Origin of the sequence: Pedobacter nanyangensis, from assembly GCF_003313505.1 — a bacterium.
Taxonomy (GTDB): Bacteria; Bacteroidota; Bacteroidia; order Sphingobacteriales; family Sphingobacteriaceae; genus Pedobacter; species Pedobacter nanyangensis.
In genome coordinates, this window is sequence record NZ_QMHO01000013.1 from 1 (window position 1) to 23,697 (window position 23,697).

The 23,697-nt window shown below is 41.7% G+C and carries 17 protein-coding genes; 7 read left to right on the forward strand and 10 right to left on the reverse strand.

The window, feature by feature from the left end; all coding sequences use genetic code 11:
• Positions 1–445: 445 nt before the first annotated feature.
• The 5 genes from DUT71_RS17050 to DUT71_RS17070 form a co-directional block, all read right to left on the reverse strand.
• Positions 446–2,728 carry an aconitate hydratase gene (locus tag DUT71_RS17050; RefSeq protein ID WP_113663758.1) on the reverse strand — a complete coding sequence of 761 codons (2,283 nt, stop codon included), beginning with the start codon at positions 2,726–2,728 and terminating at the stop codon, positions 446–448.
• Between the two features lie 193 nt (positions 2,729–2,921).
• Complete coding sequence (locus tag DUT71_RS17055; protein WP_113663759.1) at positions 2,922–5,687, reverse strand: bifunctional aconitate hydratase 2/2-methylisocitrate dehydratase; 2,766 nt, start codon at positions 5,685–5,687, stop codon at positions 2,922–2,924.
• 356 nt (positions 5,688–6,043) lie between these two features.
• Complete coding sequence (locus DUT71_RS17060; RefSeq protein WP_113663760.1) at positions 6,044–6,589, reverse strand: hypothetical protein; 546 nt, start codon at positions 6,587–6,589, stop codon at positions 6,044–6,046.
• Positions 6,590–6,772: 183 nt separating this feature from the next.
• Positions 6,773–7,699, reverse strand: a complete 927-nt coding sequence (locus DUT71_RS17065) for a M23 family metallopeptidase (protein ID WP_113663761.1) — start codon at positions 7,697–7,699, stop codon at positions 6,773–6,775.
• A 176-nt stretch (positions 7,700–7,875) separates the two neighbouring features.
• On the reverse strand, positions 7,876–8,538 hold the full coding sequence (locus DUT71_RS17070) for a polysaccharide deacetylase family protein (protein WP_113663762.1): 663 nt from the start codon (positions 8,536–8,538) through the stop codon (positions 7,876–7,878).
• An 84-nt stretch (positions 8,539–8,622) separates the two neighbouring features.
• Between DUT71_RS17070 and DUT71_RS17075 the strand changes: the two genes are divergently transcribed.
• From DUT71_RS17075 to DUT71_RS17090, 4 genes are all read left to right on the forward strand, one after another.
• Positions 8,623–9,969, forward strand: coding sequence for a TolC family protein (locus DUT71_RS17075; RefSeq protein ID WP_113663763.1), 1,347 nt, complete (start codon positions 8,623–8,625; stop codon positions 9,967–9,969).
• Positions 9,970–10,013: 44 nt separating this feature from the next.
• Entirely contained in the window at positions 10,014–11,360 is a 1,347-nt protein-coding gene (locus DUT71_RS17080; protein ID WP_113663764.1) for an efflux RND transporter periplasmic adaptor subunit, read from the forward strand.
• Positions 11,361–11,482: 122 nt separating this feature from the next.
• Positions 11,483–12,484 (forward strand): NAD(P)H-dependent glycerol-3-phosphate dehydrogenase, encoded by a 1,002-nt coding sequence (locus tag DUT71_RS17085; RefSeq protein ID WP_113663852.1) that lies wholly within the window; start codon positions 11,483–11,485, stop codon positions 12,482–12,484.
• Positions 12,485–12,898: 414 nt separating this feature from the next.
• Entirely contained in the window at positions 12,899–13,243 is a 345-nt protein-coding gene (locus DUT71_RS17090; protein WP_113663765.1) for a hypothetical protein, read from the forward strand.
• A 109-nt stretch (positions 13,244–13,352) separates the two neighbouring features.
• Here the strand turns inward: DUT71_RS17090 and DUT71_RS17095 are convergent, their stop codons facing one another.
• From DUT71_RS17095 to DUT71_RS17105, 3 genes are all read right to left on the reverse strand, one after another.
• Entirely contained in the window at positions 13,353–15,236 is a 1,884-nt protein-coding gene (locus DUT71_RS17095) for a DEAD/DEAH box helicase (RefSeq protein ID WP_205313977.1), read from the reverse strand.
• A gap of 425 nt (positions 15,237–15,661) precedes the next feature.
• Positions 15,662–16,900, reverse strand: a complete 1,239-nt coding sequence (locus tag DUT71_RS17100) for a T9SS type A sorting domain-containing protein (protein ID WP_113663766.1) — start codon at positions 16,898–16,900, stop codon at positions 15,662–15,664.
• Between the two features lie 83 nt (positions 16,901–16,983).
• The gene (locus DUT71_RS17105) at positions 16,984–17,430 is read right to left on the reverse strand and encodes a DUF4293 domain-containing protein (RefSeq protein ID WP_113663767.1); all 447 of its coding nucleotides are present in this window, start codon (positions 17,428–17,430) and stop codon (positions 16,984–16,986) included.
• Between the two features lie 162 nt (positions 17,431–17,592).
• On the opposite strand from DUT71_RS17105, the gene truA reads away from it, so the two are divergent.
• Together truA and DUT71_RS17115 are read left to right on the forward strand one after the other, a co-directional pair.
• Positions 17,593–18,354 carry a tRNA pseudouridine(38-40) synthase TruA gene (gene truA / locus DUT71_RS17110; protein ID WP_205313979.1) on the forward strand — a complete coding sequence of 254 codons (762 nt, stop codon included), beginning with the start codon at positions 17,593–17,595 and terminating at the stop codon, positions 18,352–18,354.
• A gap of 35 nt (positions 18,355–18,389) precedes the next feature.
• Complete coding sequence (locus DUT71_RS17115) at positions 18,390–20,174, forward strand: ABC transporter ATP-binding protein (protein WP_113663769.1); 1,785 nt, start codon at positions 18,390–18,392, stop codon at positions 20,172–20,174.
• Positions 20,175–20,180: 6 nt separating this feature from the next.
• Here DUT71_RS17115 and DUT71_RS17120 read toward each other — a convergent pair whose 3' ends face one another.
• Entirely contained in the window at positions 20,181–20,603 is a 423-nt protein-coding gene (locus DUT71_RS17120; protein ID WP_113663770.1) for a hypothetical protein, read from the reverse strand.
• Between the two features lie 134 nt (positions 20,604–20,737).
• Between DUT71_RS17120 and dctA the strand changes: the two genes are divergently transcribed.
• Entirely contained in the window at positions 20,738–22,021 is a 1,284-nt protein-coding gene (dctA, locus tag DUT71_RS17125) for a C4-dicarboxylate transporter DctA (RefSeq protein ID WP_113663771.1), read from the forward strand.
• A 26-nt stretch (positions 22,022–22,047) separates the two neighbouring features.
• On the opposite strand, the gene DUT71_RS17130 is transcribed toward dctA, so the two are convergent.
• Positions 22,048–23,667, reverse strand: a complete 1,620-nt coding sequence (locus DUT71_RS17130; RefSeq protein WP_162796093.1) for a T9SS type A sorting domain-containing protein — start codon at positions 23,665–23,667, stop codon at positions 22,048–22,050.
• Between the last annotated feature and the right edge of the window lie 30 nt (positions 23,668–23,697).

A 23,697-nucleotide genomic window follows, 5' to 3' on the forward strand; every position in this document is an offset into this window, starting at 1 on the left:
ACTATGGCATGTTGCCAAACCCGGCAATGGCTAACAGGCTATGCCGATTGGCCGTGTTGTGCGAAGAGGGAGCGGGCTGATGTTTGCTTTTGTTCTGTCCTTTCTTGAATGCATCTTTAGCTTATAGGTTGGCTGTAGTTGCCGTCCCCGCCAACTGCTGGCTTTAGCTTTATAGGTTGCTGTAGTTGGCGTCCCCGCCAACGGGCTGTTGTTTGATATTTGCAATGTATGTATTGAAATAGACTGGATGGAAACGGAAACCCCACAGCCAAGCGTAGCGCGGGCGAGGAGTTGTAGTGTACAGCCAGGCTTGCGGGAGATAGTAGCAATGAAACTGCTCTTCTAAAAATAAATGGCTAGCTTACGGTACATCAAAAAATCCCAACCAGCTTTTTACACTGATTGGGATTTGGTTGTCTTTCCGTTTTTTTAAACTTGCGGACTATTAAGCTTGCGCCGCTTTAGCGGCTGCTTCTTTTCTGATAATATTTAAGGCACCGCCTGCTTTGAACCATTCAATTTGTTGCTCGTTATAGCTGTGGTTAACGTCAAATTGCTCAGTAGTGCCATCTGCATGGTGTAGTACCAGGGTTAACGGTTTGTTTGGGGCAAATTCTGTTAAACCTAGGATATCGATGGTGTCATCTTCCTGGATTTTGTTATAATCTTCTTTATTGGCGAAGGTTAAGCCCAGCATGCCTTGTTTTTTCAGGTTGGTTTCGTGGATACGGGCAAAAGATTTTACCAATACCGCACGTACACCCAAATGACGAGGCTCCATAGCCGCATGCTCACGAGATGAACCTTCACCATAGTTTTCATCACCTACTACAATTGAACCAATGCCATCGGCTTTATAAGCGCGTTGGGTAGCTGGTACCGGGCCGTACTCGCCAGTCAATTGGTTTTTAACGGTATCGGTTTTATCGTTAAAGAAGTTAACGGCACCAATTAGCAAGTTATTGGAAATGTTGTCCAAGTGGCCGCGGAATTTCAACCAAGGCCCAGCCATGGAGATGTGGTCGGTGGTACATTTGCCTTTAGCTTTGATGAGTAGCTTTAGGCCTTTAAGGTCAGTGCCTTCCCAGGGGGCAAAGGGATCTAATAATTGCAAGCGGTGCGAAGTGGGAGAAACCTTAACTTCTACGCTAGAACCGTCTTCGGCAGGAGCTTGGTACCCAGCGTCGTCAACGGCATAACCTTTTTCAGGCAGTTCCCAGCCGGTTGGTTCGTCTAGTTTTACCTGTTCTCCTTTATCGTTGGTTAAGGTATCGGTAAGAGGGTTAAAGCCTAAATCGCCTGCGATAGCCAATGCGGCTACGATTTCTGGAGAGGTTACAAAAGCGTAGGTGTTGGGGTTACCGTCGGCACGTTTAGCGAAGTTACGGTTAAACGAGTGTACAATGGTATTTTTCTCTGCTTTCTCGGCACCGGTTCTGTCCCACATTCCAATACAGGGGCCGCAGGCGTTGGTGAAGATGGTGGCATCCAGGTTAGTGAAAGTGCTTAGCAGGCCGTCTCTATCGGCAGTGTAGCGAACCTGTTCAGAGCCTGGGTTAATCCCAAACTCGGCTTTTTTGCCCAAGCCTTTAGCTATAGCTTGCCTTGCTACCGAAGCAGCGCGGGATAAATCCTCGTATGAGGAGTTGGTACAAGAACCGATCAGTCCCCACTCTACCTTGGTGGGCCAGCCATTTGCTGCGGCAACGTCTTTCATTTGTGAAATTGGGGTAGCCAAATCAGGGGTGAATGGACCGTTCAGGTAGGGCTCCAGTTCATCAAGGTTAATTTCGATTAATTGGTCGAAATATTTTTCAGGTTCGGCATAAACCTCGGGATCACCGGTTAAGTGTGCGGCAACTGTGTTGGCTGCATCGGCAACATCGGCACGGTTAGTAGCACGCAGGTAACGTTCCATGCTATGGTCATAACCAAAAGTGGAGGTAGTAGCACCAATTTCGGCGCCCATGTTACAGATTGTGCCTTTGCCGGTACAGCTTAAGTTTGTGGCGCCATCGCCAAAATATTCTACAATAGCACCGGTACCACCTTTTACGGTTAAAATACCCGCTACTTTCAGGATTACATCTTTGGCCGAAGTCCAACCGCTTAATTTTCCGGTTAGCTTGATTCCGATTAGTTTAGGAAATTTAAGCTCCCAGGGTAAACCAGCCATCACATCGCAGGCATCGGCACCGCCAACGCCAATGGCCAGCATGCCTAAACCACCTGCATTTACGGTGTGGCTATCGGTACCAATCATCATCCCGCCAGGGAAAGCATAGTTTTCCAAAATCACTTGGTGGATAATTCCTGCGCCTGGTTTCCAGAAACCGATACCATATTTGTTGGAAACCGATGAAAGGAAGTCGAAGACTTCCGCACTCTCGGTTTTGGCATGAGGCAAGTCAATTTCGGCACCTAATTTGGCAGTGATGAGGTGATCACAGTGTACAGAAGAAGGCACTGCTACTTTCGGTCGGCCAGCTTGCATAAACTGCAAAAGGGCCATTTGAGCCGTTGCGTCCTGCATTGCTACTCTATCTGGAGCAAAATCCACGTAGTCTACACCACGATTAAATGCTCTGTTGGATTTTCCGTCCCAAAGGTGAGCGTATAATATCTTTTCTGAAAGGGTTAAAGGCCTGCCTACTAATTCACGAGCGGCATCTACGCGTTCGCCAAAAGTTGCATATACCTTTTTGATCATTTCTATATCAAAAGCCATACTTTATTTTGTTTAAAATTATTGTCAATAATGACATTATCTAAAATTAGATATTTTTTGACAGACTTATTTTTGAGATTTGTCAAATTATGTTATTTAAAACCATTCTATACAATGTGTTTTATAAGCAAAAAAGGCTATCCAATTGATTGGATAGCCTCCTGTTTTTAACAAATGATTTGCTGATTTGTTCTTATTGTTTTGTAGAAATTGGGGTGAACTTGGTTAAGTTGATGCCTTCTACGGCCAATTTATATTCTTCGATGCTTGGAATGCGGCCTAAAATTGCGGAAAGAACCACCACTGGCGTAGATGCCAATAAAGATTCTCCTTTTTTGCCGTCTTTGTCTTCTACTACACGGCCTTGGAACAAACGGGTAGACGTGGCCATTACCGTATCGCCTTTGGCGGCCTTTTCTTGGTTTCCCATGCACAAGTTACAGCCTGGACGCTCTAGGTACATGATGTTTTGGTACTCAGTACGTGCTGTGCTTTTAGGTAGGGCATCGCTAAATTCGAAGCCAGAGTATTTTTGCAAATATTCCCAGTCGCCTTCGGCTTTCAGCTCATCAATGATGTTATAGGTTGGGGCCGCAACTACCAATGGTGCTTTAAATTCTACGGTGCCGGTTTGGGTTTCTACGTTTTTCAGCATTTGCGAAACAATTTTCAAATCGTCTTTATGCACCATGCACGAACCTACGAAACCAAGGTCCACTTTTTTGTCGCCACCGTAGTAAGTCAGGTCTCTAATGGTATCATGTGTATAACGTTTGGAAACGTCCGCATTGTTCACGTCTGGATCGGCAATCATTGGTTCGTTGATCACATCCAGATCAATCACTACCTCTGCATAGTATTTAGCATTGTCATCAGGTGTTAATGCTGGTTTGATGCCGGTTTTAATTTCCTCGATACGTTTGTTGGCCTTGTTGATCAAACCTTGTAGCACTTGGTTATGGTTGTCCATACCTTTTTCTATCATGATTTGAATACGGTTTTTGGCAATCTCTAATGATTGGATTAGTGTGTCGTCCTGCGAAATACAGATCGAAGCTTTTGCTTTCATTTCTGCGGTCCAATCGGTAAAAGTAAAGGCTTGGTCTGCTAGTAAAGTACCAATGTGAACCTCAATAATTCTGCCTTGGAATACGTTTTCACCATCAAACTGTTGTAGCATTTGCAGTTGTGTTGCATGAACCACATCACGGAAATCCATGTGCTCTTTCATTTGACCTTTGAAAGTCACTTTTACCGACTCAGGGATTGGCATAGAAGCCTCGCCTGTTGCCAAAGCTAGTGCTACTGTACCAGAATCGGCACCGAAAGCTACTCCTTTTGACATGCGAGTATGCGAGTCGCCACCAATGATGATTGCCCATTCGTCGATGGTGATGTCATTCAATACTTTGTGGATTACGTCGGTCATGGAATGATAAACGCCTTTAGGGTCACGAGCCGTGATAACGCCAAAGTCGTTCATGAACTTCATCAGTTTTGGAATGTTTGCCTGTGCTTTTTTGTCCCAAACGGATGCGGTATGGCATCCCGACTGGTAAGCGCCATCAACAATTGGAGAAATAACCGTTGCTGCCATGGCCTCTAGTTCCTGGGCGGTCATTAAGCCGGTAGTGTCCTGAGAACCAATAATGTTTACTTCAACACGTACATCGGAACCTGCATGTAAAACCTTGCCTTGCGCAATACCTACTGCATTTCTGTTGAATATTTTTTCTACCGCAGTTAAGCCTTGGCCTTCAATGGATACTTCTTTGGCCGGGGCAAACACTACAGGGGCTTCAACCTCTAAAGTTTTGGCCGCAAAAGTTTGGATTTTTTTACCAAATACGATGGCGTAAGAACCTCCCGCTTTGATAAATTCCATTTTCTGTGGCGTTAAAGCTTTCGAAATGTCAATTAACTCTTGGTTGCCGTTGTATAGTTTTTTTGTTTTGGTGTTAATGGTAAGTACAGTTCCTGTCGCTACGGAATATACTTCTTCTAAAACTGGTTCGTCGTTCTCGTTACGCACTACGTTGCCGTTTTCGTCAGTTTTCTTTACCCAGTTTTTAAGATCGATACCAATACCGCCAGTTACGTCAACTGTAGTTAAGAAGATTGGAGAAATACCATTGGTGCCTCCTACAATTGGCGCAATGTTTACAAACGGAACATAAGGACTGGCTTGTTTTCCTGTCCAAAGTGCTACATTGTTTACGCCCGACATCCGTGAAGATCCTACGCCCATGGTACCTTTTTCGGCTACCAGCATAACGCTTTTGTCGGGGTGTTGTGCTTGTAAATCTCTGATGGCTTGCTGTGCCTCGGGAGTGATCATACATTTGCCATGCAGTTCACGATCTGAACGGGAGTGCGCCTGGTTGCCTGGCGACAATAAATCCGTAGAAATATCGCCAATGCCCGCAATAAACGTTACCACCTTGATTTCTTCCGCTACTTCGGGAAGTTTGGTGAAAAACTCAGCCTGAGCATAGCTTTCTAGTATTTGTTTGGCAATCTCATTGCCGTTATGGTAAGCTTCTTTTAAACGGTCGGTATCTGCGTCGTACAAGAAAACCTGTGTTTTAAGCACTTCAGCTGCTTTTTTGGCTTTATCGCCGTTATCAGCCAAAGCGATGTCTAACAATACTTTAATGGATGGACCGCCTTTCATGTGCGACAACAATTCGAAAGCAAAATCGGGGGTGATTTCAGACACGATGGTTTCACCCAAAATGATTTCTTTTAAAAATTGTGCTTTTACGCCAGCGGCACCCGTGGTACCCGGTAGGGTGTTATATATAAAAAAATTAACAGCGTCCTGTCTGTTAAAATTATTTACATTTTTAATTTGTTCGATGATTTCGCTTAATAATTCAGCGCTGTCAATAGGTTTGGGATGAAGGTCTTGGGCTTTTCTTTCTTCAATCTCCTGGATATAATCGTTATAAATACTCATCTTTGATGGGGTGTTTTCTTACTAAAGGCTAGCGCTACAGGGTGTGCACTTACTTTCTGCGAAAGAAACACTATTTTGTATATTAAATTTGTGTTTATTGACCAAGAAAACTCAAATTTTTGGTCAAAGCAAAAATAGCAAAAACAACCTTTAAATGCAATTAAAGCAGCTCATTAGATGATTTGAATTTATGCTGAAACCCAAGGACGTGAAATTGTGGGTTTTAATTTTTAATCATCTGTTTTTCAGTGTTTTGTTTGTTTTTTTGTAAAATATTTTATGGCGCTGCATATTTTTCTATAATAATCTTTCTGTAAAAAAACTAAAGACTAATTTGATTAAAACATCTACCTCTTTTAATCAGCACAGATATTTTTGTCTACATCGTAAAAATAATTTAGGCTTTTGGTTCTTACGTTTCCTAGTGTGTCAATGTGAACTTTGAAAGCTTCTGTTTGCATTGGGCAGAGATGAAATTTAGCCAGGTGCAAATCAAAACCGTTTATTGTTTTTCGATAGGCACCTGTAATTTTTCTTTTTGAATCAACGCAGAAGTTCAATGTTTGAGCTATGATTAGAGCTTCCGCTAACTTATCTACTTTTCCGATGAATTTTTGAAGACTTTTGGCATCATATACATATCTTAGTTCGTTTCCGTCATGATATGCAATGTAATAGTATCCTGTCCATTTTTTATTTATGAAACCTGTTTTAGGAACTTGATATTTAAGGTTTTTGAGGCTTGAGCTATCTCCTAAAATAACAATTGTTCTTGATGATTTTTGTTGATAATCTTTAAAAACACATTCCCAATAAACATTTTTGTTTGCAGGGCTAATATGTTTAATAAGACTTTCTGTATCGTTTAGTTCCGCTGGTATTTGCTTGAAATCTTTCTCCATAGATGGTGTGCAGGCAACTAAATATGTCAGCAAAAATAAAAAGAGATATCGCATTAGAATTTGACTTGATTGCCATAAGTTGCCAGTTGCCTTCTCACCGTTAAGCCCGATAGGTTTTAAAATACTTGAGATTTTTTGTGCTACGCTTTGGATAATAACAAAACTTGCTTGTGGTTGTCCAGGTTATTTCTTCGTCAGGTTCTTAATCTCCTTTTTGGTCATTTCCTTCTGGATAATTTCGGGTGTAATTACTGAGGTGTAATATTTTTGGTTGGTTAATACCCCATTAGCATTTTCGGTGGTACAGAAATATGGTGTGATAAAACCATATAGGCTTTTGGTTTCCTTTGGATTCTTTTTGGCAGCGCCGATTTCTGCTGATTTAAGATAGGTAATCAACAATGAAATGCCATATCTTTCGTTGGTCATGCTGTTAATGCCCAAGGCAGTGCCAGGAAATACCGTTTGTCCTTCTTTCACCAAAACTCCTTTTTTAAAGCCTTTATAGGTGGCCAAGGTACCGTCTGCGTGTTCTACAATTACGGTATTTACTTTACTGGTATATTTTAAATCTTTGGTGTCTTCATCATATATATCGCTTACATTTACTACAATGCCTTTTCTAATGGCCGTAACAGTATCGGCATTCTCGGTGTAAAAGCGGTAAGCTTTCCAATCGTCGGGAGTGGTAGACCCAAAATAAGTGGCATTAAGGAAAGTAGATTCTACGGCCCTTACTTTTTTACCCTGAGCATAAGGCAAGGCATACAAAAAAAGCGGACTGTATTTAGGATTAAGTTTACCTCTAATGTAGCTGTAACTATATGAATAGCCAATGCCTTGGTCTTTATTGATAGGGGTTAAGGTTAAAAAATTATCGTTGCTGTGCCTTATTTCATAAACTGGGTTGCTTGCAATGCTCGAATTGTTGAGATCTCTAAAATTTAACACCACCGTGTAGGTGCCAGGCGAGGTTTTTTCGGCGGTGAGGGTTACACTTTTGTCGGAATTTGTTTTGCTACTAATGCTAAGCTCCTTTTCCTGGGCTTGGCTAATGGATACCGATAATACGCAAATAAATGATAATGCGACTTTGTAAAATTTGTTCATGTTTACGATTTAGATGGCTAAGCTAGTTTTTTGTTGTGATTTTAATGCTAAGATGAAGAAGAATGCATAAATCCACAAATGATGTAAATTATTCACTTTAAAATATGGAAAATCTAGATTGTCAAATATTTGATCGGCAATGATGGTTGTATGCAAATAGATTTGATAAAATCAGCTTACAAGGTTTTAAATTGGTAGCCTTGTTGTAATAGATATTCGATGCTTTTGGGTAGCGCATATGCTAATCGATCCCATGCCTTTAAACTGTCATGAAAAACAATGATAGAGCCGTTTCTGGTATGTTTGATCACGTTTTGATAGCACTTTTCGGGAGAAAGCTTTAGGTCAAAATCTCCACTGAGGACGTCCCACATTATAATATTGAGTTGTGGGTTATGGCTTATGGGTGGTAAGTTGCCCGAAACCTTTAACTTGTAACTTGTAACTAATTCCTTTATCTGAGATTTTTTAATCCTGCCATAAGGCGGCCTAAACAAATTGGTGCCAGTCAGTTCTTGGCATTTCCAGAAATTGTCAACATAGGTTTTGTTGTTGGTTTTCCAGCCTTTTAAGTGGTTGTAGGTATGGTTGCCAACGGCATGTCCATCAGCTTTGATTTGTTCAAACACCTGTGGATGCTTGTTGATATTGTCGCCAATGCAAAAAAAAGTAGCTTTAACATTAAAACTTTTTAGGGTATTTAACACAAAGCTTGTAACATTTGGGATGGGGCCATCGTCAAATGTGAGGTAAACAAATTTTTCTGTGCTATCTTTATTCCAAATTAAATTATTGCGATAATACCATTTGAGAAAAAAGGGCGGCCTAACGGTGTACATGCTGTAAATGTAAACATTAAAGGCTGTAGTTAAAAAATTACAGAAAGCAACCCCTTGTTTATTTATAATTGTGAAACTTAATTTATGAAGAAAATTTATAGCCTAGGTTTATTGTTTGGAGTGGTACTGTCCACAACTGTTGGCGGTCAGGTAGTTTTTGCACAGGAAGTGATTACTATTCAAGACGCCATCGACAAAACCCTTAAAAATAACCTACAGGTTAAGCAGTCGCAGTTTAGCGAAAGCCTTAATGATGTTAATTTACAACAATCAAGGGCTGCTTTATATCCTACTTTAAACGCAAGTATTAGCCAAGATATTGGTTGGGGACGTAACCAGGTAGCATCAGGTTTATTTCAAAATACCCAAAACTATAGAACAACCGCTGGTGCCAGTACCAACCTCGATTTGTTTAATGGTTTTTCTAAAATAAACCAGATTAAACAAAATAAAGCGCTGATAGAAGCTGGAAAGACCAATACAGAGAAAATAAAAAACGATTTAATCCTTTCTGTAATTACCTCTTACATGCAAATTCTTTTCAATAAGGATTTCCTGAAGGCTGCACAACAACAATTGGAAGTAGCAAAGCAACAGTTGAATCAGCAGGCGCAACTCCTGGAGGTAGGAAATAAAACATTGGCGGATGTCTCTCAAGCAAAATCACAGGTAGCGTCTGCAGAGTTGAGCGTTACTGATGCAGAAAATGCACTAGCGATCTCTTATTTAACTTTGGCACAATTGATGGATATTCCTTCGGCTACAGTTTACCAAGTGCAGGCACCTTTGATAGATAGTTTCAAGCAACCATCAGCAAAATATAATGCAGAAGATGTTTATCAAACCGCATTGAAACAGTTTCCGGATATTAAGTTGTCCAGTGCCAATACACGTGCGGCCGAACTGGGTGTTGAGGTGGCCAAAGGAAACCTTTATCCGCGTTTGTCGTTCAATGGAAATATAGGTACAACTTACTTTTACAGTGAAAACCCTTTGATTGTTAATGACTCTTTTGAAAAGCAGTTGAAAGACAATATCTCGAAGGGCATTGGTTTGAGCTTAACTATCCCAATATTTAATGGGTTGTCGGCCAAAACGGGTGTTAAAAGAGCTAAGATCAACTTGATGCAAACGCAAACACAAGAGCAACTGGCTAAAAATAACCTTAACAAAGTAATCTATCAGGCTGTTGCGGATTTGAGAGCCGCAGAAAGTAAATATCAATCTGCCCAAAATGCTTTTGATGCTCAGAAAGATGCATTTTATGTAATCGAACAGCGTTACAATGTTGGTTTGGCCAATTCGGTAGAGTACAGTACTGCCTTAACGAATAAAAACAAGGCAGAAATAGATATGATACAAGCCAAGTATGATCTGTTGTTCAAATCAAAAGTGATTGATTATTATTTAGGCAAGCAAATTGCATTTTAAAAAAGATTAAAAACAAGCTATCAAAAGCATATTTGAAATAAATTATGAAGTTAAAACACATTTTAATAGGCGCTGGAGCAATTATCGCATTACTGATTGTATTGAAATTAACAGGGGTAATTGGTAAGGAACAGATTGAAAAGGTAACTGTAGAGAAAGCTGGGGAAAGAACAGTGATTGAAACCGTAACCGCCAGTGGTAAGATACAGCCCGAAACCGAAGTGAAATTAAGCTCCGAGGTATCAGGAGAGGTAACTGAACTTTTGGTAAAAGAAGGTGACGTGGTGAAGAAAGGACAATTGCTTTGTAAGGTACGTCCCGATATTTTGCAATCAGGTTATGAGAGAGCAGTAGCTTCTTATAACTCGCAAAAAGCTAGTGTAGCAGCATCACAACAACAGCTAGTACAGTCGCAAGCTAACTTTGTAAACGCCGAAGCTACCTATAAACGTAATGTAGAGCTTTATAATAAAAAAGTGATCTCGGCAGCCGAGTTTGATAACGCAAAAGCAGCTTATCTAACCGCAAAATCAACTTTGGAAAGCTCCAAGGAAAACGTAACCGGTGCAAAATTTGGACTGGAGCAGTCGGCAGCTAACGTAAAAGAGGCCGGAGCCAACTTGGCCCGGACGACTATTTATGCACCAGTTGATGGCGTAGTTTCTAAACTTTCTATTGAGCTTGGCGACCGTATTTTGGGTACTTCGCAAATGGCAGGTACAGAAATTATGCGCATATCTAACCTGAGCAATATGGAGGTTAACGTTGATGTAAACGAGAACGACATTAACCGCGTAACTTTGGGCGATAGCGCTACTGTAGAAGTAGATGCTTTTTCTGGTAAGAAATTTAGGGGAGTGGTAACTGAAATTGCCAGTTCCTCTACTAACGTTGGTGCAACCACCACAGCATCTGTAGATCAGGTAACCAACTTCTCTGTAAAAGTGAGATTGCTGGCCGAATCATACAGCACTGTTAAAGGTGGGGCCAAAGATTTGCCGTCTCCTTTCAGGCCGGGGCTTTCAGCTACGGTGGATATTGAGAGCGAAACCGTAAAAGGTTTGGCCGTACCTATCCAGGCTATTTTTACCGATAACAAAAATGATAGCGGTAGCGGCGGCGATGATGCCGAAAAACAGAAAAACAAACTGAACGACAAGCAGATTAAACAATATGTATATCTTTTTGATGCCAAAACATCAACCGTTAAAAAGGCAGAAGTGAGCACAGGTATCCAGAATGATCAGTATATTATCGTTAAAAAAGGTTTAAAAGCAGGCGAGCAAATTGTTTCAGGGCCTTATTCGGCTATCCAAAACAAGCTGAAAGATGGAACCAAAGTGGAGCAAACCACTAAGGATAAATTGTTTACTGCCGGAAGTAAAAAGTAGTCGTAGCAAATCATAATATTTAGTTATTTTTGTAAAGGTTTAAGGAAGTGCACACCGCATTTTTTTAAACCTTTTGTTTTTAGCCGATGTTTAACGGTAATACAGCAGAACTAACAACTGATATGAGCAGACCGAAAATAGCCATGATTGGCGGTGGAAGCTGGGCAACAGCTATTATTAAAATGCTTTCCGATAACGAATCCGAAAAGGAGATTTTTTGGTGGATGCGTAATGAAGAAGCGATTGACCATATCAGAAACTACAAGCATAATCCCAGTTACCTGAGTGCCGTTGAAATTAAGCTGAAGTCCGAAAACGTTTCGTCAGATATCGAGTATATCATTTCGCAGGCCGATTATGTGATCCTAAATGTACCTGCAGCTTTCCTAAACGATACGTTAAAAGATATCAGCCCCGCACAGTTGAAGGGCAAAAAACTGATTTCTGCCATCAAAGGTATCGTGCCCGAAGAAAACTTGATCATCGGTGATTTCCTACACCAAAAATTTGAAGTGCCCTACCAAGATATCGTAGTGATTAGCGGGCCTTGCCATGCGGAAGAAGTGGCCTTGGAGAAACTTTCCTACCTTACCATTGCTTCCACAGATGTTGCCCTGGCCCAAAGCTTTGCGCAGCATTTAAATACAAGGTATATCAAAACCAATATCTCCGATGACATTTTTGGTACCGAATATGCTGCGGTGTTGAAAAACATCTATGCAGTAGCCAGTGGTATTTGCCATGCGGTAGGCTATGGGGATAACTTTCAAGCGGTGCTCATTTCAAATGCCATCCGCGAAATAGAACGTTTTGTAGACGTAGTTCACCCGATTGAGCGTGACATCAAGGAATCGGCTTATTTAGGCGATTTGATGGTAACTGCTTATTCGCAATTTAGCCGAAACCGTACTTTTGGCAATATGATAGGGAAGGGCTACACGGTAAAATCGGCACAATTGGAAATGGCCATGATTGCCGAAGGGTATTATGCAGCAAACTCCATGCACCACATCAATAAAAAATATGGCGTGGACATGCCCATTTCCGAAGCGGTTTACCAAATCCTTTACGAAAGAAAATCTGCTCATTTGGAAATGAAAGCATTGACGGAGAAGCTAAGCTAACCCTTAATCAAAACGGTTTAACTCCTTTTTTTATATCGACGGACGGAATGTCCCCGTCATTTCGATCCCGAGTTTTCGGGAGAGAAATCTAAAAACTTTGTCCTTTATCACATGTCTTTTAAGACCTCGGAGAGGTCAAATCTCTATCGCATAGCTGACTAATATCAGTGCGACTCTGTAGGAGTCGTATGCTTTTGTATGTGTGCTTTTGCTATAACGATTGAAATCCTTCGGATTTTCGATTAAGACTCCTGTTTGTGCACGTATTGTTATTCCTTTAGAGAGAAATCTAAAGATTTGGTTTGTGGGACAGATGGCTAAGTTGGTTCTCCTCTATTCCTATTGAGTAATAGGTATCCGTTCAAAACCAAATTGTTCCCTCATTTGTTCTGTCCTCATAAAAACCAAAAGGAAATGAAAAAGGGATATATCATAGGCTTATTTGCTGTAGCAGCATTTAGCCTGTTTTCATTAAATACTAACGCTCAAGAAAAAAAAGAGAAAAAAACAGAAGTAGGAAAAGCCCTCCAAAAAACAGGCAAGGCTGTAGAGAAAGGCGCTAATGCCGTGGGCAACAAAACCGCCGAGGTAGCGGTTAAAGGCAGCGCTAAGGTGGTAGATCAGACCTATAAAGGCAAAATGGCACCTGATGGTTCCAATGTTTACATTGATGGTAAAAACCGTAAATATTACGTGAACAAAAAAGGAGCAAAAATTTATTTAAAAGCCAGCCAAATTAGGAATAAACCCGTTCAGTAGTTTTCAATTTCCAGCGAGCAGTTTTCAATGATTAATCGTTCAGCTGTAACGTAAATAAAAAAAGTCCCGCAATGCGGGACTCTTTTTTATTAGTTGTGTAAACTGAAAACTAAGATCTACGTCTTCTGTCGCTTCCGCCTTCTCTTCTTCCACTGCTTCTCTCTTCGCGGCTACGTCCAGAGAAATCCCTGAAACCGCCTTCGCTTCCGCCATTAGAACGTCTTCCGCTTCCGCCACTGCTTCTTCTGTCGCCACCTCTGTAGCCACCGCCTTCGCGTCTTCTATCGCCGCCAAAACCACCTCGGTCTCCACTACGTCGGCCATCACGGCTGCCGCTGCGGGCAGGCTCGCCACTCACTTCAATCCTAACCTCTCTACCATTGTATTGAACATCCTTAAAGTTGGCCAAAAGTGTTTCGGCAGTAGCGCTTTCCACTTCAACAAAAGAGAAAACACCTTTCAGGTCAATTTTACCAACAGCTTTCCCGCTAATACGGCCGTGGTTGCAAACAAAGCTCAATAAATCACCTCTGGTGAAATCATCTACCGAGCCAACATTGATGAACAAACGGGCATATCCCGCTTCTGCACCTCTGCCTCCGCGTTCTCCACGTTCTCCACGTTCTCTTCTTTCGCCACGTTCGCCACGTTCACGTTCATCAGCACTGATATTAAGATCTGGAGCATTCTGGTAGTATTCTAAGAAGCGGTTAAACTCTAACGACGCAAATTTCTTGATCACTTCCTCTTTGCTCAAGTCGGCAAACTCATCGTTGATACGAGACATATATTTGTCGATTTGCTCTTCGTTAACCTCCACGTTGTGCACGCGGTGGATCAAGCCAAACAATTGCTTTTCGCAAACATCAAAGCCAGTAGGTAAATCAGCCTTGGTAAATTTCTTGCCAATAATTTTTTCAATCTGGCGGATTTTGCCCAGCTCTTTCGAGTTGATGATACAGATAGAAGTACCGGTTTTACCAGCCCTGGCCGTACGGCCGCTTCTGTGCGTATAACTTTCAATCTCATCAGGCAAAGCGAAGTTGATCACGTGGGTAACGTCGTTCACGTCAATACCACGGGCCGCAACATCAGTAGCAATCAATAGCTGCATACTTCTTTCGCGGAAACGTTTCATCACCTTATCGCGTTGCTGCTGAGAAAGGTCGCCATGTAAAGCATCGGCATTGTAGCCATCCTTAATCAAATGCTCCGCAACATCCTGGGTGTCCATCTTGGTCTTGCAGAAAACCACACCAAAAATATCTGGATTATAATCAACAATACGTTTTAGGGCCGCATATTTGTCACGGGCACGCACTACGTAGTACTCATGTTCAATATTAGCGTTGCCAGTATTCTTGGTGCCCATGGTTAACTCAATAGGGTTTTCCATATAGTTTTTTGCTATGCGGCGCACCTCTGGTGGCATCGTAGCAGAAAACAACCAAGTTTTTTTGTCCTCCGGAGTAGTAGAAAGGATGTCGTTGATGTCTTCTTGGAAGCCCATGTTCAACATTTCATCCGCCTCATCTAAAACTACATAGTTCACATTAGAAAAATCAATGGCTTTACGGCCAATAATATCCAACATACGGCCGGGCGTGGCCACAACAATCTGCACTCCGTTTCTAATTTCGCGGAGTTGCTGCATAATGTTAGCGCCACCGTAAACGGCAACCACGCTAGCACCAGGCTTGTTTTTTGAGAAATTTTTGATGTCGTTTGCAATCTGCAAACAAAGCTCACGAGTAGGGCACAATATAAGTGCCTGTGGCTTATTGCTCTTAAAGTCGATTAATTCTAACAACGGCAAACCAAATGCGGCTGTTTTTCCTGTTCCTGTTTGGGCCAAACCAACAAAGTCGTTACTACCCTCTAACAGTACAGGAATGGCTTGCTCCTGAATAGGCGTAGGATTTTCAAATCCTAGCTCTTTAACGGCATTAACAACGTCATCACTTATCCCCAATTTACTAAATGGGTTTATCATTATAACATTTTTAAATTAAGGCGCAAAGGTACGCTTAATAATCCGTAATTTATAGTGTTAACATGAATTAGTTTTTTTCTTAATAAATTGTAAATAAGAAAGTTAAATAAGATCTGCTTTGCTTTATGCCCTTTTACAGGTTTTGGAGCGCATTTGTACTGCCTCGCACTGCGGAAAGTCCCGCTTTTCGCTGCAATCTTTTTGTGGCTGTTAGTGCTTAAGCCTCACAGGTTTTTAAAACCTGCGAGGCTTTTCCGCGGCCTACAACAAAAAGTATTTTCGCTTCAATCGGGGCTATTAGGCAGCGGCCTCACACCACTAGGATCGTTTGAGGTAAGGCGTAAATAAAAAAAAGCCAGTTCGCGTAATGAACCGGCTTTTTTATGAGCCCGCAAAGCTTTTACAGCGGGTACCTCAAAGGGTTTTTATTGAATAAATTTTTGTGTAACGGTTTCGGTTGCTGTAGTTAATGAGGCCACGTGTAAGCCATTGGCACCATTAAAAGGCACCGAAACATTGGTGTAGCCCTTATTCAAGCTCAGTTGCAGCTCCGTTAATTTACGGCCGTTTAAATCGTAAATCCTAAGTGAACCTTTGCCTTCATTGGCAGCAAAAATAGTGAGTTTAACCGTGCCTTCCTGTTTGTTGGCAAATACCCTAAAGTTGCTGGCCGCCACGTTTGATTTTATGGCTATAATTTCCGAATCGGAGCTTTTGCCGTCCACATCAAACTGTTTTAGCTGGTAATAACTTACCCCTGGTAAAGCATCTTTATCGGTAAAGGCATAGTTTTTTGCCGTACTGCTATTGCCCGCACCTTTTACCTCGCCAATTTTTGAAAATGTTTTTCCATCCCCAGAACGTAAAATGTCGAAATGGGAATTGTCTTTTTCTGAAGCGGTGTTCCATGCTAAATCAATGTTTTGCAAATTGGCTTTTGCGGTGAAAGAAGTTAAGGAAACTGGCAGTGGCGCATGATTAGGCGTTAAACTGAAATCATCAACAGCTAGGCCGTCATCCGCTCCTGAGGCATCAACATCATCCCATCTAATGAAAATAGTTCCTCCTACTGGAATGTTTAGTCCTGTTATTACTGAACTGATGGCGGTTCTATAAGTTGCGTCATTTCCATCTCTAGCACCTGCAGTAGCAGTTGTAGGGCTTATAAAGTCCAAAGCACTCACACTAGTCCAAGTTCCAGTGGTAAGTGAGGTAGCATCGGTGCTGTATGAAAATGCCAATTGATCTGTTCTTCCAACAGTTCCAAGTCTCCACTGTTCGCCGGTGTAAGATATCTGTATGCTTGTAACCGGTGCGCCCGTATTATTCGTGAAAAATGCTCCGAATACAGAAATTAAAGTTCCAGATCTCAAGCTACCGATAGCTCTATCTGTAGAAGCCGCTGACCCATAACTATAGGTGTCTCCAGTAGTACTACTTCCAGCATCTACCGCATATTGTTCATTGTCTCTGGCACCTCCACCTGTCTCAGTCAAGAACCAGCCAGGTATTGTTAAATTGTTGGTTGTACTTCCTGCTGTGTTTGATAGAAGGTCGAAATTTTGGGTATAAGCTACTCCCGCTTGAGTTAAGCTGATAGATTGACCCGAGGAATTAACAGCTATACCAAGAAATAATGATAATCCGAGTAAAAGTTTTTTCATAAAAGGGGGGGTAAGTAAATTATCCTTGAAAATAGTAAAAACCTAATAATTAAGCGATTGAAAATGTATTTTTTAATGTAAATTTAACGTAGCCTATCAGCCGAACGAATTAATTTTTCGTCCTTTTTAATGCCCCTAACAGCTAATAGGGTAAAAATAACGGCTATTAACGGAAGAAATATCCCCGGCTCAACGTCAATTTGGGTTAGCCCACTTACGCTTTTTACAATTTGAAAAAACCAAACCGACAACGCCAAAATCAAAACCACGTTCAATAAGGCAATGCGTATCTGGAGTTTCCTGTTTCTAAAATTAAAAATGTTCACCACGCTAATAAGCCCAGCAAAAACAGTGCTGATCAGCAAAGGAAAGTTGGTAGCTGAAGTGCCTGCTCCAGTTGTTTTAAGCCCAGAGCCGTACAGCACCTGATAAACGTTGCCTGATCCAAGGCCAACAATTGGGATAAACAATAAACAAAAAATAGTAATCGCGGCAAGTAAAAACCAAATAGATTGAATTCTCTGAATCATAATGAGATGAAATTTTTTACAAACTTAACTTTTTTGGAGATAAAAGAACAAGGATCAAAGAGCAAAGACTAACACTATCCTAAATTACCTATGCAATTTGTTTTCTGCTATAATCTTTATTCGTTATTCTTTATTCCTTGTTCTTTCCTTTATTTTTGCAGCTTGGAAACAAAACGTTATTTCGTCGAACTTAGCTATGATGGTACCCCCTTCCATGGCTGGCAAATACAACCTAACGGGATTACTGTTCAGGAATGTTTGGATAAGGCGCTAAGCACCTATTTCAGGCAGGAAATCGTTTCTTTGGGATGCGGGCGTACGGATACTGGTGTACATGCCACGCAGTTTTATGCGCATGTTGATTTGGCTGATGTAAGCCCTAAGCAACTGGCCAATGCAACCACTGGAATAAATGCGCTTTTGCCCTATAGCATTGCCGTGCATCGCATTTTTGAAGTGGCGGCAAATGCTCACGCCCGTTTTGACGCGACGGCTAGAGAATACAAATACTATATTCATTTCCAAAAAGATCCTTTCAAGTTGGATCGTTCATGGTTATATAAAGGTGAATTGGATGTCGAGAAGATGAACCAAGCGGCGCAATTGCTACTGCAGTACATTGATTTTTCTTGTTTCAGTAAATCGAATACGCAAACATTTACCAATAACTGTAAAATTAGCCACGCAATGTTTGAATTACAGCCAAACGGAATTATTTTTACCATCAAGGCCGATAGGTTTTTGCGCAATATGGTGCGGGCTATCATGGGTACCTTGGTAATGGTGGGCCGTGGCGATATTGAAGCGCAGGACGTTTCAACAATTGTAGAAAGTAAAAACCGGGGTAACGCAGGTCAATCCGTACCTGCTTGCGGACTTTATTTGGTGGCGGTGGAATATCCATATATTAAAAATGATGATTAGCTAATTAGCTAATGGTCAAATTAACTAATTGTAGAATGTCAAAAGTAACCGGAGACGCATTTAATTTTAGCTTGTTAAAAAGGGTAATGGCCTATGTGCGGCCCTATCGGGCTATCTTTATTTGGTCGGTTGCACTTACCATTTTACTGGCGGCCATTGCTCCGGCTAGGCCGCTGCTGGTGGGCTACACGCTGGATAAGCATATCCTTAAAGGCGACTATTATGGCTTGCTTAACATCACCATTTTAATGCTGGTGTTGCTGGTATTACAAACTATTTTCCAATATGTGCACACGCTGCTCACCAATAAGCTTGGGCAATCGGCCATAAGGGACCTGCGGATCAACGTTTTTAACCATATCAGTAAGTTAAGGCTTAAATTTTTTGATAAAACGCCCATTGGCCAGCTCATTACCCGCACGGTGTCTGACCTGGAAACCATTGCTGATATCTTCTCTGAAGGATTAATTGCCATGATTGGCGATATGTTGCAGGTGATTGTACTGATGAGCATCATGTTTTGGATGGATTGGAAGCTTACCCTGGCAGTATTAATCCCCATGCCGTTTTTGATCATCGCTACCCGTATTTTCCAGAAGGCCATAAAAGTGGCTTTTCAGGAAGTAAGGGCCGAAGTATCCAATCTAAATACCTTTTTACAGGAACATATCAGCGGTATCGCTATTATCCAATATTTTGCAAGGGAAGACCAAGAGTATCAAAAGTTTGAAAAAATCAATTCGCGCTACCGCGATGCCAATATCCGATCCAATTGGTATTACTCTATTTTCTTCCCCGTAGTGGAGTTGATTTCGGCCATGTCGTTAGGGCTGCTAATTTGGTATGGCGCAAAAACGGTGTTGGCCAAGCCCGATCTGGATCCGGGAATCATCACTACATTTATCATGTTCATCAACATGTTGTTTAGGCCCATTAGGGAGCTGGCAGATAAATTTAATACCCTGCAAATGGGAATGGTAGGTGCTGAGCGTGTTTTTAAAGTATTGGACACCCAAGAAATCACGGTAAACTCTGGAAAATTGGCTCCAAAAAAACTGGATGGCAATATTACTTTCAAAAATGTTTGGTTCAGCTACGATCAAGACGGAGAGGAAAACCCAAAATATGTGCTGAAGGACATTTCCTTTGAAGTAAAATCTGGACAAACTATTGCTTTGGTAGGGGCTACCGGAGCTGGTAAATCATCTACCATCAACATCCTGAACCGCTTTTACGAAATCCAAAAAGGTAGCATCACAATCGATGGAAATAACATCCAAGATTATGATCTGTCTTATTTGCGCCGAAACATTGCCACCGTTTTGCAGGATGTTTTTCTCTTTTCGGATACTGTTTTCAACAACATCACTTTAAATAATGCGGATATTGATTACCAGGAAGTAATAGCGGCCGCTAAAAAAGTGGGCGCACATGATTTTATTGAGCGCTTGCCCGGTGGCTATCACTATAATGTGATGGAAAGAGGCGCTACCTTATCGGCAGGGCAGGCCCAGTTAATTTCTTTTATCAGGGCCTTGGTTTATAAACCGGCCATTTTAGTATTGGATGAGGCCACTTCCTCGGTAGATACCGAAACAGAACTATTGATCCAAAATGCCATCGATAAACTGATGCAGGACAGGACCTCCATCGTTATTGCCCACCGCTTGTCAACCATCCAAAAAGCCGACCTGATTATCGTGTTGGATAAGGGAGAAATTAAGGAAAAGGGCACCCACCAGCAATTGCTGAAATTAGACGGCTACTATAAACGTTTATACGATTTGCAGTTTTCTTCGGTAGGTATCGCAAAAGACTAAGGCATTTTATTTCCTGAAATCTCTTTCGATAATGTGTGAAACCACATTGTTGCCAACAGTTTCTTTTCGGGTGTAAACCAGCTTAAAATATCCTGTTCTCAGGTATTCGATATGCCAAGTACTATCAGGACTGGTAGAAAATTTGATGTTTTCGCCAGCGGCATCAACAGTAAAATCCACTGTTGTGGCTCTTCTGGTAAACTTAAGCTCACTTGTAAATGAAGTGGTATCTGTGGGGTTAAAGGTGGTGGTATCTCGAGGGCTCGCTGTACCGTTGGTGATCGTGCTGCTGATTTCCATTCTTAACGGCCACTTGCCTATGAGGTAGCGCTCTACAAAAAGTTTGCTATCTACGGGTTCCTTTTTGCAGGCATAACCTATTGCTCCAACCGTAAGCAAACCCATCAAAACAAACTTTAGTTTACGCATTGCCTTTTTATTTATGGCAAATATACAAAACTAAAGCTTTTAATAGGGTTAATGGAGCGTATTAAATGGATAAAGGAGTATTGATACATGTTCAAAATTGTTATTATCTTTCCTGCTTCAAACCAATACTATACATGAAGAAAATTATTTCAAACCTAACTTTTCAGGTTCTTGTAGCCATATCGTTAGGTATTTTAGTGGGGGTAGTTTATCCCGGTTTTGCCCCACATGCCGAACTGATCAGCAAGAGCTTTATTAACATGATCAGCATGTTGATTGCCCCAATCATTTTTTTTACCATTGTGCTTGGTATTGCCCACATGGGCGATATGAAAAAAGTGGGGATTGTTGGAGGAAAGGCCCTTCTTTATTTTGAAATTGTAACCACCATTGCCATTGTAATTGGCTTGGTAGTGGCTAATATATTAAAGCCTGGCGTAGGTGTAGAAGTGCCTGCTGGCGATGTGGCCAAAATGGATGCCTATGCCAAGCAAGCGGGTTCTATCAACTGGTTGGAGTTTATTGCACATATCTTCCCTAAAAATATCTTCGAAGCATTTTCAAAAGGCGAAATCTTGCAAATATTGGTGTTTGCCATTTTGTTTGGTTACGGCCTAAGTAAAATGGGGCAAACGGGACAGTCGCTATTGGTTTCATTTGATAAAATTGCCAAAGTGTTATTTAATATGATGAAGGTGATCATGCGTTTAGCACCTTTGGGAGCTTTTGGTGGAATGGCTTATAGTGTGGGCAAGTTTGGTTTGCATACGCTGCTGCCCATGGCCAAACTGATGGGAGCGGTTTATTTAACCTGCTTTCTGTTCATTTTTGTGGTGCTTAATGCCATTTGCCGTTACTACAAATTCAGTTTGTGGAAATATCTGAAATTCATCCGTCAGGAAATTTTGATCGTATTGGGTACCTCTTCGTCAGAATCGGTTTTACCGAGTATGATGAAGAAAATGGAAGATATTGGCTGTAACAAATCAGTAGTGGGTTTGGTTATCCCCACTGGGTATTCTTTTAACCTCGACGGAACTTCTATTTATCTGGCCATGGCCGTTATTTTCCTGACCCAGGTTTTTGGTATTGATTTAACCATTGGCGAACAGGTTTCTATTATGATGGTGCTGATGGTAACCAGCAAGGGGGCCGCAGGTGTTACCGGAAGCGGTTTTATTGTGCTGGCCAGTACACTTACAGCTTTAAAGATTATGCCTGTGGAGCACATTGCCATTTTGCTTGGCGTAGATCGGTTTATGAGCGAGGCAAGAGCCATTACCAACATGATTGGAAACGGTATTGCTTCTATCGTAATTGCCAAAAGCGAAAACGAATTTGACGAGGCAAAATATCTGCGTGCAACCAGCCCGGCAGCTATTGAAATGTCTGAAGAAGAGAATATTATGAAGGAGTAAGCCAAATTACCCCTTCATTTTTGTGGTTATTTTAAAAACTTGGCATTCAAAACTTCATTGCTGGTTGTAATACTGATCATGTACAGGCCTTGTTGTGGTGGTGCAAAGGGCAGCGAAATTTCATTTGTGCCAAGGGACACAATCGTTTTTCCGTGATAGATTTTTTTGCCGTTCAAATCAGCAATAAGTATTTGTGCAGCGCCATGTTGCGAACTGTTGAACGATAAGTTTAAGGTTTGCGGGTTAGCGGCCCATACTTTCAGCTGGGTTTGCTGTAAATCGAAATTTATGGCTATTACATTTGATTTCTCACGCTTGCCATCAAAATCTACCTGTTCAAGTTGATAGTAGTTAGTGCCGCTTTGCGGACTATGGTCCATGAAAGTATAAAACTGGTTGGTGGTGCTATTGCCCTTGCCCTTAAGTTGCCCTATTTTTGAAAAGTGCTCGGAGTCCTTACTTCTCCATATTTCAAAATAAGCATTGTTGGTTTCGGCAGCTGTATTCCAATTTAAGCTAATTCCGTTCAATTTCTTTTGGCCTTTAAAGGAAACGAGCTTCACCGGGAGCGTAGTTTCTGGTGCAGTGCCGGGTGTAAAGGTTACGCTTCTGAAAATAGTATTATTGGCTGCCGTAGCCAATACCAAGGGTACGTTATCGGTATTGTTGATCATGCTGCTTGCAGCGTTTGCATCCGTAATTTTCAGTAATTGGGAAGCTACTTTTGGGCTGCCTAAATTCCCTAAAGTAGTAGCATAAAGTTCAATGTCGGCACCAGATACTTTTCCCGTAACACTTTTTAAACCATCGGTAATGCCCGCAATTTTAATAAAGCCTTTTGCGGTCCAGATATTGCCCTCCAATACAAATTTATGAAGTCCCGCATCAGCTAGGTTAGCCCCATCATTAGCTGCGTAAATGATGTTGGGAGTCCCATCTCCATCAGAATCGAACAACGCAATTTGGTTAACGTTGCTGATACCCGTCAAATTGATGTTTCCGGAAGTAGGCGTTCCTGATGCGGTGGGCAAGTTATTCAAATAAGGAACCTGTGTGGAGTTGTTGGCGCAGTACAACGTATTGTTGAAAATGGTAAAACTACGTGCATTGCTCACATTGGTGTTTACCTCCACAGAAGTAGAGGTGCCAACTATAGAATATCTGATTCCTCCCTGTAAAATGGAGCTGTAAACGGCATTACCTCCAGGCAGTGCAATGGCAGCTCTGGCTGGAGATCGGCCAGTAAGCGTAGTGGAGGTATTGACCACACCTTGTGCATTGATCAGTCCAACTACCTTAACGGTATTGTCGTCTACGGTACCGTTGGTGGTTTGGTCGTACCCGATAATGGCCAGGTGGTTCCCATCGGGTGATAGGCCAGACATGCCCTCTAGCTGGAAAACGGTATTGCTTGTTCGGATGATTCCTGTAAACCTGTTGTTCCCATCGGTAACAGGTACAGTATAAGCCGCAGTTTGATTGGCGCCCGAGGTCAGGTATTCGTCTAAAAATACCGCAGAGGTTCTGTTGTTGGTAAGTGCAGTGCCATCGCCAATGCGGTACACCGCTAATCTGTTGGCGGTAAATTGTGCTGAAGCCTTTAAGGCAAGTGCACAAAGCAAAATCATGAGTAATTGTTTTTTCATACTGTTTATTTTGGTGGTTTGCATCACACC